Origin of the sequence: Streptomyces chryseus (assembly GCF_014650755.1) — a bacterium.
GTDB classification, from domain to species: domain Bacteria; phylum Actinomycetota; class Actinomycetes; order Streptomycetales; family Streptomycetaceae; genus Streptomyces; species Streptomyces chryseus.
This window is the reverse complement of the sequence record NZ_BMVO01000001.1, coordinates 724,768-736,133: the sequence shown is the minus strand read 5'-3', so window position 1 is coordinate 736,133 and position 11,366 is coordinate 724,768. Positions and strand designations below refer to the sequence as shown.

11 protein-coding genes are annotated in these 11,366 nt (G+C 72.1%); 3 read left to right on the top strand and 8 right to left on the bottom strand.

Annotated features, from left to right (window positions below; genetic code table 11):
- Positions 1-7: 7 nt before the first annotated feature.
- Both IE185_RS03435 and IE185_RS03430 read right to left on the bottom strand, forming a co-directional pair.
- Positions 8-988 (bottom strand): aldose epimerase family protein, encoded by a 981-nt coding sequence (locus IE185_RS03435; RefSeq protein ID WP_138894772.1) that lies wholly within the window; start codon positions 986-988, stop codon positions 8-10.
- 11 nt (positions 989-999) lie between these two features.
- On the bottom strand, positions 1,000-1,926 hold the full coding sequence (locus IE185_RS03430) for an SGNH/GDSL hydrolase family protein (protein ID WP_138894773.1): 927 nt from the start codon (positions 1,924-1,926) through the stop codon (positions 1,000-1,002).
- A 306-nt stretch (positions 1,927-2,232) separates the two neighbouring features.
- Between IE185_RS03430 and IE185_RS03425 the strand changes: the two genes are divergently transcribed.
- Together IE185_RS03425 and IE185_RS03420 are read left to right on the top strand one after the other, a co-directional pair.
- A complete protein-coding gene (locus IE185_RS03425; RefSeq protein WP_138894774.1) occupies positions 2,233-2,727 on the top strand; it encodes a DUF3145 domain-containing protein in 495 nt (164 codons plus the stop codon).
- Positions 2,728-2,810: 83 nt separating this feature from the next.
- Complete coding sequence (locus IE185_RS03420) at positions 2,811-4,295, top strand: outer membrane protein assembly factor BamB family protein (RefSeq protein WP_170198276.1); 1,485 nt, start codon at positions 2,811-2,813, stop codon at positions 4,293-4,295.
- An 85-nt stretch (positions 4,296-4,380) separates the two neighbouring features.
- Here IE185_RS03420 and fabF read toward each other — a convergent pair whose 3' ends face one another.
- The 5 genes from fabF to IE185_RS03395 all read right to left on the bottom strand — a co-directional run bounded on the left by fabF (position 4,381) and on the right by IE185_RS03395 (position 9,269).
- Positions 4,381-5,643, bottom strand: a complete 1,263-nt coding sequence (fabF, locus tag IE185_RS03415; RefSeq protein ID WP_138894776.1) for a beta-ketoacyl-ACP synthase II — start codon at positions 5,641-5,643, stop codon at positions 4,381-4,383.
- A gap of 78 nt (positions 5,644-5,721) precedes the next feature.
- Positions 5,722-5,970: an acyl carrier protein gene (locus IE185_RS03410; RefSeq protein WP_138894777.1), complete on the bottom strand. Its 249-nt coding sequence runs from the start codon at positions 5,968-5,970 to the stop codon at positions 5,722-5,724.
- A gap of 70 nt (positions 5,971-6,040) precedes the next feature.
- Positions 6,041-7,045 carry a ketoacyl-ACP synthase III gene (locus tag IE185_RS03405; protein ID WP_138894778.1) on the bottom strand — a complete coding sequence of 335 codons (1,005 nt, stop codon included), beginning with the start codon at positions 7,043-7,045 and terminating at the stop codon, positions 6,041-6,043.
- A 14-nt stretch (positions 7,046-7,059) separates the two neighbouring features.
- On the bottom strand, positions 7,060-7,980 hold the full coding sequence (locus IE185_RS03400; RefSeq protein ID WP_138894779.1) for an ACP S-malonyltransferase: 921 nt from the start codon (positions 7,978-7,980) through the stop codon (positions 7,060-7,062).
- Positions 7,981-8,069: 89 nt separating this feature from the next.
- Entirely contained in the window at positions 8,070-9,269 is a 1,200-nt protein-coding gene (locus IE185_RS03395; RefSeq protein WP_138894780.1) for a PucR family transcriptional regulator, read from the bottom strand.
- A 58-nt stretch (positions 9,270-9,327) separates the two neighbouring features.
- Here IE185_RS03395 and IE185_RS03390 point away from each other — a divergent pair, with 58 nt between their 5' ends.
- Positions 9,328-9,987, top strand: coding sequence for a pirin family protein (locus tag IE185_RS03390; RefSeq protein WP_167518969.1), 660 nt, complete (start codon positions 9,328-9,330; stop codon positions 9,985-9,987).
- A gap of 8 nt (positions 9,988-9,995) precedes the next feature.
- Here the strand turns inward: IE185_RS03390 and IE185_RS03385 are convergent, their stop codons facing one another.
- Positions 9,996-11,270 carry a L,D-transpeptidase gene (locus tag IE185_RS03385; protein WP_138894781.1) on the bottom strand — a complete coding sequence of 425 codons (1,275 nt, stop codon included), beginning with the start codon at positions 11,268-11,270 and terminating at the stop codon, positions 9,996-9,998.
- Positions 11,271-11,366 lie beyond the last annotated feature (96 nt).

The following is an 11,366-nucleotide window of genomic DNA, read 5'->3' as shown; positions in this document are numbered from 1 at the left end:
CCGCCGCTCAGGCCCTCCGCACCCCGAACCCGTACACGGTCGCCGACTCGAAGACCTCGCCCGGTCGCAGCACCACCGGCGGAAACTCCGGCCGGTTCGGCGAATCGGGGAAGTGCTGGGTCTCCAGCGCGACCCCGTCGAACCCGTCCGGCGTGTACAGCTGCACCCCCGGCTCGGTCGTGGCGACCGTCACCAGCCGCCCCGACCCCGGGTCGTACAGTTCGCCCACCACCTCGGGCTCGTCCGTCACACCCTTGTCCAGCACGAAGTTGTGGTCGTACCCGCCACCGAGCACCCGCGCCGCGCGGAAGTCGAACCGCGACCCCGCCACCGCGCACTGTTCGCCGGTGGGTATCCCGTCGCCGCTCACCGCCGTCACCGCCCCGGCCGCGAGGCGCAGCTCGTACGGGCCGCCGCTCCCGAGGCTCCAGTACGTGTGGTTCGTCAGGTTCACCACGGTCGGCGCGTCCGTCACCGCCCGGTAGGCGATCCGCAGCGCCCCGCCCTCCTGAAGCGTGTACGCCGCCGAGACCTCGACGCGCCCGGGAAACCCCTCCTCGCCGTCGGGACTGACCCGCGAGAGCCGCACCCCGTACGCCACAGGCCGCGCGTCCCACACCCGCTTGTCGAAGCCGCGCTCGCCGCCGTGCAGGCTGTGCGGCCCCGCGTTGCGTACGGGAGCGTACGTCCGGCCGTCCAGGGTGAAGCTCCCGCCCGCGATCCGGTTCGCGAACCGCCCGACGAGCGCCCCCAGGTACGGCCCCGGGCACTCCAGGTACTCCGCGAGACAGCCGAACCCGACCGCCACGCCGCCGGTACGCCCGTCCCGGTCCGGCGTCTCCACCGACTGGACGATCCCGCCGTACGTCAGCACGCGCACCACCACGCCGTCCCGCTCCAGGACCCAGCGGTGGACGGGCGTGCCGTCGGGGAGCGTCCCGAAGGGCTCCGGGCGCGCCGGGGAGGAAGGGGAGGGTTCCGCGTTCATGATCGGGAAGCCTACGCGGGAGGCTCCGCCGCCGTGATGGTGCGGTACGCGATCTCCGCCAGCCGCTGCTGCCCGTTCCTGCTCGGGTGGAACCAGTCCCACTCGCTCAACTGGTCCCCGGTGAACCGGAAGTCGAAGACCGCCCCGCCGTCGTACCGGCAGCGCGCGTCCTTCGCGCACACGTCCCTCAGCACCTCGTTGTACGCGACGACCCGCTCCCGCACCGACTCCCGCCGCGCCACCGCCGCCGCGTCCATCGCGTCCGGGAAACCCAGCATGGACGGGCAGATCCCCAGCTTCCAGATCTGCTTGCCCAGCGGGTTGCCGCGTCCCTCGGACCACAGCCGCTTCAGGTCCGGCACACTGGACACGTACAGCTGCGACGTGGGCAGTTCGGTGCGCAGCTTCTTCACCGACGTCTCGAAGTACGTCCGGAAGTCAGCCACCGATGTCATGTGCGACACCTCGTCACGGCAGGCGTCGTTCGCCCCCACCATGACTGTCACCAGCTCCGGCTTGTCCGCGACCGCCCGCGTCATCTGCTCCGGCAGCTCCGCCATCCGCGCCCCCGACCTGGCGTGGTTCCAGGCGCGTCCGGTCGCCCCCGCCCCGCCGAGCAGGCGCCACGCCACGCTGCGCACCGTGGCGTCCGTGCCCGTCGCCCAGGACACCTCGGGGCAGTCCGCGAGGACGGTGCACGCGTCGAAACCGCGCGTGATGGAGTCCCCCACCGCCGCGACGGACTGAGGGCTGCGGTCCCAGACCGGCGTCGGCTTCGGGGCCGGCGTCCGCGCCGACGGCGAACCGCCCGGGGCCGCGTCGTTCTCCGCGTCGCACCCCGCGAGCGCGCCCAGCAGCACGAGCAGGGACGCCGTCGCGGTGGCGACGGCGGCGCGCGGCCGGCGCTCCCGGCCGCGTCCCCGGCGGCGTACCCGCATGCCCTGATCCCCTCCGTGGCGTCGTACCGGCGTCCTGGCGAGTGAAAGCTTCGTGTCCTCGTCCCCCCGGACCGACAGTACGTCACCCGCCGGAGGCCGCCGCACGGTAGTTTTTCCCCGTCGAACCAGCAGCCCTTCGCCCATCCGGGGCTCCGGTAAATTACATCACGTCACATACTGTCCCTTTTCAGGAGATTAACTCCCGATGCTGTTTACTGTTGACAACCTCGGGAGCCGACCGGGAAGAGGCGGTACGGGCGCGAGGCCGCTGGGGAAGGCGAACCTCGTCCCACACTGGAGGTCCCGGTGACGACACGTGGAGTTCTGTACGTTCACTCCGCACCGCGCGCGCTGTGCCCGCACGTCGAATGGGCAGTAGCGGGCGTACTCGGTGTGCGGGTCAATCTCGACTGGATCAGACAGCCGGCCTCGCCCGGCACCTGGAGAGCCGAGTTCTCCTGGCAGGCCCAGCCGGGCACCGCCTCCAAGCTGGCCTCCGCCCTGCGCGGCTGGCACCTGCTGCGCTTCGAAGTGACCGCCGAACCGTGCCCCACGGCCGAGGGCGAGCGCTACAGCTCCACCCCCGGCCTCGGCATCTTCCACGCCGTCACCGGAATGCACGGCGACATCCTCATCCCCGAGGACCGGCTGCGCGCCGCTCTCGCCCGCTCGGTGGGCGGCGAGACCGACCTGGAGACCGAGGTCGCCAAGCTCCTCGGCAAGCCCTGGGACGACGAACTCGAACCCTTCAGGTACGCCGGCGAGGGCGCCCCCGTGCGCTGGCTGCACCAGGTGGTCTGACCCCCTCCACGGCCCGCGCCGGCCGCCCGATACATTCCGCCCCACAGTGCACACGCAGTGCACCGCCTGTGTGGGGGTTGGTTGTGCGTATACGACCGGCGGTCGAAGTGACCGCCGTCCTGTTGTCGTCGCTCGTGGTCTGCTGGGCCGTTGTCTTCCACGTGCTGGGCTGGACCGCCCTGTACCGGGAGAGCGGCGGAGCGTGCGGCGGCTCCGACTGCCCGCGGGGCCTGCCCACCGTGCTGCTCCTGGCCTTCGCGTTCTCGTTCGCCGGCACGCTCGCCCTGAGCAAGGCGCTGGCCGTCGCGGGCCTGCGCCGGGGGATCGCCGTCGCCGTCGTCGTCGGCGGGGTGCTGGCCGGCCTGCTGCCCGGCCTGTACGGCTACCAGTGGATCCGCGGCGAGCAGGTGCGGATCGCCTCGCCGCTGAAGGGCCCGAAGCGGCTGGGGATCGCCTGGCGGGCACCGCAGGACCGCCCGGCCACCGTCAAGGGACTGCGCGGCTGGTCCACCGGCGACACCGTCGTCCGGGTCCGCACCGACGGCCTGTCCGCCTACGCCGTGAAGGACGGTGCCGAGCGGTGGACCGTCACCGCGCCGGTCCGCGCGTCCGTGTGCGCCCAGAGCGCCCACCCCGCCAAGGGCGTGGGACTGGTCGCCTACGGGCGCCACAACAAGCCCTGCACCACCCTCGCCGCCGTCCGGCTCGCCGACGGCGCCACGCTGTGGAAGCGGACGCTCAAGGGCGAAGGCATCGGCAAGGGCATCGCGCTGGGCGGCGGCACCGCCGTGTCCGTCGAGGACGGTGCGGTACGCGGGCGCTCGGCCGGCACCGGCGCCGAACAGTGGAAGCGGCCGGTGGCGGAGCGCTGCCGCGTCCTGTCGGTCGGCGCGAGCCCCGCCCGTACCCTGGCCGTCGAGGAGTGCGCAGCGGCGAAGACCGACGGCCTCGTCACCGCCCGGCTCCTGGCCCTCGACACCCGCACCGGCGAGGAGCAGTGGGTGACGAAGCTGCCGGTGGAGAGCGCCGGCACCGCCCATGTCTACTCCGTCGCACCGGCCGTGATCGGCTACCAGGAGACCGACGAACGGGGCGTGCGGGCGGTGCTCGCCTTCGACGAGCGGGGCCAGTCGCGCGCCGCCGTGCCGCTGTCGGGCCGCTCGGGCGACCTCGACATCCGGCTGTCCCCGGAGGACCTGAAGGCCGAGGGCCCCTTCGTGTCGGGCGACACGCTGGTCGCCGCCGTGCAGAAACCGGGCGACATCGTGCCGCAGTACGTCGCCGGGTTCTCGGTCCGGGACGGCCGGGAGCTGTGGCGTACCAAGAAGCTCGGACACATCGGCGCGCTAGCCCTGCGGGGCGACGGCCGGGTGGCCGCGGTGACCGTCGGATGGCCCCGCTCGGACGTCCACGTGGTCGACCCCGGGGCCAAGGGCGCCGTGAGCAAGGCGACGCTGGGGAAGGAGGCGCCGGTGTCGATCGACGCCGAGATGCTGGCGGTGCGCGACGGGTACGTCGTCGTCAACCGCTACACCGACGGCGAACCCCCGGCGTTCTCCCTGCGCTGACCTCACGTCAGGGACCGGACGGCGAAGGCCCTGCCGGGAGCGCGGAGCTCCCGGCAGGGCCTTCTCGTCGTGCTGCGGTCGCGGATCAGACCGTGCGGAACGCCAGGACCACGTTGTGGCCGCCGAAGCCGAACGAGTTGTTGATCGCGGCGATCGTGCCCTCGGGCAGCGCCCGCGGCGTGTCGCGCACGATGTCCGCGTCGACGTCCGCGTCGAGGTCGTCGACGTTGATGGTCGGCGGGGCCGTCCGGTGGTGCAGCGCCAGCACCGTCGCGACGGTCTCGATGCCGCCCGCGCCGCCGAGCAGGTGACCGGTCATCGACTTCGTCGCGGAGACCGCCACGTGGTCGAGGTCGTCACCGAGGACCTTGCGCAGCGCCTTGATCTCGGCGATGTCGCCCTGCGGGGTCGAGGTGGCGTGCGCGTTGAGGTGCACCACTTCGGCCGGCTTGAGGCCGGTGTCGTCGAGCAGGTTCTGCATGGCGACGGCGATGCCCCGGCCGGACGGCTCGGGCTGCGCGATGTGGTGCGCGTCGGCGGACAGGCCCTGGCCGACGACCTCGCAGTACACCCGGGCGCCGCGCGCCGCGGCGTGCTCGGCCGACTCCAGGACCACGACGCCCGCGCCCTCACCGAGGACGAAGCCGTCCCGGCCCGTGTCGTACGGGCGCGACGCCTTCTCGGGCTCTTCGTTGCTCTTGGACATCGCCATCATGTTGGCGAAGGCCGCGATCGGCAGCGGGTGGATCGCCGCCTCGGTGCCGCCCGCGACGACCACGTCGGCGCGGCCGGTGCGGATCATCTCGACGGCGTAACCGATGGCTTCGGCGCCCGACGCGCACGCGGAGACCGGAGTGTGCACGCCCGCCTGGGCGTTGACCTCCAGGCCGACGTTGGCGGAGGGGCCGTTCGGCATGAGCATGGGGACGGTGTGCGGGGAGACGCGGCGTACGCCCTTCTCCTTCAGCACGTCGTACTGGTCGAGCAGTGTCGTGACGCCGCCGATGCCGGAGGCGATGACCGCGCCGAGACGGTTCGGCTGGATCTTCTCGTCCTCGCCGGCCTTCGCGGTGTAACCCGCGTCGGCCCACGCCTCACGGGCCGCGATCAGCGCGAACTGCGCCGAGCGGTCCAGCTTGCGGGCCAGCGGGCGGGGCAGTACGTCGCCCGGGTCGACGGCCGCGAGGGCCGCGATACGGACGGGAAGTTCGGCGAAGCGCTCGCCCTCCAGGGGCTTGACGCCCGAACGTCCGGCCAGCAGACCTTCCCAGGTCGATGCGGCGTCGCCACCCAGCGGTGTTGTTGCGCCGATACCGGTGACGACCACGGTGCGATTGGTCGGGCTCACAGGAATTCTTTCTCCACGTGTAGAGGGTGCTGAATTTTCACGGCGCCACCGCCGGGCGGCGACACAGGACCGGCCGGATCAGGCCTGGTGCTTGAGGATGTAGTCCGCGGCGTCGCCGACCGTCTTGAGGTTCTTGACGTCCTCGTCGGGGATCTTGACGTCGAAGCGCTCTTCGGCGGCGACGACGACCTCGACCATGGACAGCGAGTCGACGTCCAGGTCGTCGGTGAAGGACTTGTCCAGCTGGACGTCCTCGGTGGGGATGCCGGCGATCTCGTTGACGATGTCGGCGAGACCGGTGACGATCTCTTCCTGAGTGGCGGCCATTGTGGCGCTCCTTCGGTGTTGAGCAGAGGGAATTGGGTAATGCGGCAGGCCCGGAACGATCCGGACGTGCCTAGGGGAGGGTAACGACCGTCGCGGCGTAGACGAGACCCGCCCCGAAGCCGATGACCAGCGCGGTGTCGCCGCTCTTCGCCTGCCCGGTCGCCAGGAGCCGCTCCATCGCGAGCGGAATCGAGGCGGCCGAGGTGTTACCGGTGGTTTCGACGTCACGGGCCACCGTGACATGCTCCGGCAGCTTGAGAGTCTTCACCATCGAGTCGATGATCCGCATGTTCGCCTGGTGCGGAATGAAGACGTCCAGGTCGTCCACGGCGATCCCGGCCGCGTCGAGCGCCTGCTGGGCGACCTTCGCCATCTCGAAGACGGCCCAGCGGAACACCGCCTGGCCCTCCTGCGTGATGGCGGGGAACTTGGCGACCTCACCGGCGTTGCGGTAGTCGGACCACGGAACGGTCTGCTTGATGGTCTCCGACTTGTCGCCCTCGGAACCCCACACGGTCGGGCCGATGGCCGGTTCCCGCGCGGGTCCGACGACGACCGCGCCCGCACCGTCGCCGAACAGGAAGGCCGTCGCGCGGTCCTCCAGGTCGGTCAGGTCCGAGAGCCGCTCCACGCCGATGACCAGGACGTAGTTCGCGCTGCCTTCGACGACCATGCCCTTGGCGAGGGTCAGGCCGTAGCCGAACCCGGCGCAGCCGGCCGAGATGTCGAAGGCGGCGGGCCTGCCGGCGCCGATCTTGTCCGCGATCTCGGTCGCGACGGCCGGGGTCTGCTTGAAGTGCGAGACGGTGGAGACGATGACGCCGTCCACCTGCTCGGCGGTGATCCCGGCGTCGGCCAGCGCCTTGCCCGCGGCCTCGACCGACATGGCGGCGACGGTCTCCTCCTCGGAGGCCCAGTGCCGGGTCACGATGCCGGAGCGGGAGCGGATCCACTCGTCGGACGAGTCGATCGTCTCGAGGATCACCTCGTTCGGCACGACACGGGTCGGACGGTAACCGCCGACACCCATGATGCGCGCGTACGGGGCGCCCTGGCTGGGCTTGATCTTCGACATGCTCTCTCGGGCTCCTATCGCGCCGCGTGCTCAGCGATGAGCGCGCGGGCCGCGTCGAGGTCGTCGGGGGTCTTGAGCGCGAGGGTCTGCACACCGGGCATGGCGCGCTTGGCGAGGCCGGTCAGCGTGCCGCCGGGGCAGACCTCGATGAGCGCGGTGGTGCCCAGCTCCTTGAGGGTCTCCATGCACAGGTCCCAGCGGACCGGACTGGAGACCTGGCTGACCAGGCGGGCGACGACGTCGGGGCCGGTGGAGACGGTGCGTCCGTCGGCGTTCGACACGTACGTGACGGCCGGGTCGGAGACGGCCAGGTCCTGCGCCGCCTTGCCGAGCTCGGTGACCGCCGGGGCCATGTGGTGGGTGTGGAACGCGCCGGCGACCTTGAGTTCCACGACCCGGCGGACGCCCTCGGGCTTGTCCTGCGCGAGCGCGGCGAGCTGCTCCATGGTGCCCGCGGCCACGATCTGGCCCGCGCCGTTCACGTTCGCCGGGGTCAGGCCCAGCTTCTCCAGGTGCGGTACGACGACTTCGGCGTCGCCGCCGAGCAGCGCGGCCATGCCGGTCTCGGTGACGGCGGCGGCCTCGGCCATGCCCAGGCCGCGGGTCCGTACGAAACCGAGCGCGGCCTCTTCGGTGAGGACACCGGCGTACGCGGCGGCGGTGATCTCACCGACGCTGTGACCGGCGACCGCGGAGACCTCCGCGCGGGCGTCCAGCGCGGCGGCGGACAGCAGACCGGCCGCCACCAGCAGCGGCTGGGCCACGGCCGTGTCGCGGATCGCGTCGGCGTCGGCCTGCGTGCCGTAGTGGACGAGGTCGAGCCCGATGGCGTCGGACCAGGCGGCGAGCCGGTCGGCGGCGCCGGGGAGGTCGAGCCAGGGAGTCAGGAAGCCGGGCGTCTGGGCGCCTTGGCCGGGAGCGACGAGTACGAGCACCCTCACACTCTCTCTTGCGGACGGACCTGCGGGCCCGTGGGGACAGGGACCAAGAACCGTCGGGGGATTTGTTGGTGTTCGACAAAAGTCTAGGGCTGGGGGTCTCCGTCGGCCAGACGCCCCAGGATGAGCGCGATCCGCAGAGTGAAGGCGGATCGAACATCGGAGGGTGACCATCCGGTGACGTCCGTCACACGTCGGAGGCGGTATCGCACGGTGTTCGGGTGCACGAAGAGCATCCGCGCCGCGCCTTCCAGACTGCTCGCCTGCTCCAGATACACACTCAGTGTCTCCAGCAGAGCCGAGCCCGCCTCCTCCAGCGGTCTGTAGATCTCCTCCACCAACTGCTCCCGCGCGGCGGGATCCGACGCGATCGCCCGCTCCGGCAGCAGATCGTCCGCCAGAACCGGGCGCGGGGCGTCCTGCCAGGCCTGGCACGCCTTGAGACCGGCGGCGGCGGCCTGCGCGGACCGCGTGGCGGCGAGCAGGTCCGGGACGATGGGCCCGGCGACCACGGGCCCGGCGGCGTACGGGCCGATCAGCGCCTTCGCGACCTGGAGCGGATTGTCGCTGCCGCCCGCGATGACGACCAGGCGGCTGCCGAGCACGCCGGTCAGCACCTGGAGCTTGGCGTGCCGTGCGGCGCGGCGGATCGCCTCGACCGTCAGCTCGGAGTCGCCGTCGGGCGCCGTGCCGAGGACGACACACACGTGTTCGGGGGAGTTCCAGCCGAGCGCGGCGGCGCGCGACACGGCTCCCTCGTCCGCCTCGCCCGAGAGCACCGCGTTCACGACGAGCGATTCGAGACGGGCGTCCCAGGCGCCGCGGGCCTCGGCGGCCTGCGCGTACACCTGGGCGGTCGCGAAGGCGATCTCCCGGGCGTACACGAGCAGGGCCTCGCGCAGGATCGACTCGTCGCCGGGCGCCGCGACCTCCTCGATCGCGGTCTCCATGACCTCGATCGTCGTACGCACCATCTCGACGGTCTGGCGCAGCGTGATCGCCCGGGTCAGCTCGCGGGGCGCGGTGCCGAAGACGTCGGTGGAGATGGCCTGCGGGGTCTCCGGATGCCGGAACCACTCGGTGAAGGCGGCGATACCGGCCTGGGCGACCAGGCCGATCCACGACCGGTTCTCCGGTGGCATGGCCCGGTACCACGGCAGCGTCTCGTCCATGCGGGCGATCGCGTTCGCGGCGAGACGGCCGGAGGACTTCTCCAGCCGGCGCAGGGTCGCGGAGTGCGGGTGGGCGGCTTGCGCGGCGGGCTGCTCAGGATCGGGTTGGGGCACGGGACAAGACTGCCTTATCGGAACCCCGGGCCGTCGGGCCGGGGCTACGGTGGGCTGCGTGATTTCTGTACGGCGTTCCGCGGACCGCTTCCGCGGCGGTGACGCCTCCGCCGGTGTCGAGTCCCTGCACGCCTTCTCCTTCGGGCACTTCTACGACCCGGACCTCCTGCGCTTCGGCGCGGTGCTGGCCTGCAACGAGGAGCGCCTGGCCCCCGGCGCCGGGTTCGACGAGCACCCGCACAGCCACACCGAGATCGTCACCTGGGTCGTCGAGGGCGAACTGACCCACCGCGACTCGGCCGGGCACGCCACCGTCGTGCGCCCCGGGGACGTGCAGCGGCTCAGCGCGGGCGCCGGGGTGCGGCACGTGGAGCGCAACGACGGCGAAGGACCGCTGGTCTTCGTGCAGATGTGGCTGGCGCCGCGCGATCCCGGCGGCGAGCCGTCGTACGAGGTGGTGCGCGGCATCGCGGACGCCACGCCGTACGCCCTGCCGGCGGCCGGCGCGCTGCTGCACGTGCGGCGGCCCGGCGCCGGGGAGCGCACGGCGGTCCCGGACGCGCCGCGGGTGTACGCCCACGTCGTGCGCGGCCGCTTCGGTCTCGGGGAGTACGGGCTGGGCCCCGGCGACGCCGCACTGATCACCGGGGCGGACGGCCTGGAACTGGTGGCGGCCGCCGCCCCCGCCGAGGTGCTGCTGTGGGAGATGGGCGACTGACCGTCGCGTCAGCCCTTCAGCGCGCTCTTGGCCTGCCACTGCTCCCAGGACACGTTCCACGCGCCGTAGCCGTTGCCCTCCGCGACCGTGCCCTTGGTGTCCTCGCCCTTGATCTCGAACGGGTCGCCCACCCGGACCTGGCCGTAGAAGTACGCCGCGTCCGCGTCGCTCATGCCGATGCAGCCCGAGCTCATGTTGGCCCGGCCGAAGTAGCGGGCGTTCCAGGGGGCGGCGTGCGCGTACATCCCCGACCAGGTGAGCCGCATCGAGTAGTCGACCATCTTGTCGTACGCGTCCGCCAGGCCCACGGTCTCCGAGTTCATGTTGATGGTGCCCTCCTTCGACATGAGTACGGCCGTGCCCCGCCAGGACCGCTTGACACCGCCGGGGGTGCCGCCGGAGACCGGGATCTCCCGCACCTTCTTCCCGTCCCGCTCCAGGGTGAGGCGCTTGCGGTCGAGGTCGACGCGTACGACCTGGCGGGAGCCGACGGTGAAGCCGGTCCGGTAGTCGCGGACGAACCAGCCGCCGGCCGGTCCCGAGTCGGTGCCGTTCAGCTCGGCGTCGAGCGTGACCTTCGTACCGGCCTTCCAGTACTCCTTCGGGCGCCAGTCGGCGCGGTCCCTGCCGGAGTAGTCCCGGACCCAGCCCCAGGAGCCCTCGGTGCCGTTCGACGTGGTGACCTTGAGCTGCTTCTCCACGTCGGCCTTGTGCGCGACCGGGCCGTCGAAGACGACCGACAGCGGCTGGCCGACGCCGACGGTGGTGTTCTTGCCGGGCGCCAGCGACAGCTTGTTGACCTTGCTCGCGGCCGCCGTCGTGAACGAGGTCCGGCTGGTGGCCTCACGGCCGCCCCGCGTACGGGTCTTCGCCCGCACCTCGTACGTCGTGCCGGGCACCGCCTTGCGGTCCGACGTCCAGGACGCCTTGTTGCCGGGCGCCGGGCGGCCCGCGAGCCGGTTGCCGTCGGCGTCGAACACGGTGACCGAGGACAGTGTGCCGCCCTTCGCCGTGACCACGACCGGCTTCCCGGCGGCCGCGCCCTGGCCGTCCGGGGTCACGGTGACGGTGACCGGACGGTCGGGCCCGCCGGCCCGCTTGCCGTCGGCGGGCGGCGCGACGCTCGCGCCGCCCGCCGAACAGGCACAGAGCACGGCGCTCAGTACGCCGGCCACGGCAGCGGAACGCGACGCACGTATCTGACTCACGGAAGCCTCCAGAAAGGGGTGGGATGACCGGACTGTAGGCCGCGCGAAGCACCGGGAAGCCGGCTCGGCGGCCATGTGACAGCGGCTGCAGAGAAACCGTCGCCGTCCGGTCACATTCGTCGCGCGACGCGGTCATGGACGGCTGTGAATCTCCTTTCCGCCCCCACCGAC

Coding starts and splice junctions, on each gene's coding strand:
- IE185_RS03410 (WP_138894777.1), bottom strand. CDS start 5,970: ATGGCCGCCACTCAGGAAGAGATCGTCACCGGTCTCGCCGACATCGTC.
- IE185_RS03435 (WP_138894772.1), bottom strand. CDS start 988: ATGAACGCGGAACCCTCCCCTTCCTCCCCGGCGCGCCCGGAGCCCTTC.
- IE185_RS03405 (WP_138894778.1), bottom strand. CDS start 7,045: ATGTCGAAGATCAAGCCCAGCCAGGGCGCCCCGTACGCGCGCATCATG.
- IE185_RS03385 (WP_138894781.1), bottom strand. CDS start 11,270: ATGGCCGCCGAGCCGGCTTCCCGGTGCTTCGCGCGGCCTACAGTCCGG.
- IE185_RS03430 (WP_138894773.1), bottom strand. CDS start 1,926: ATGCGGGTACGCCGCCGGGGACGCGGCCGGGAGCGCCGGCCGCGCGCC.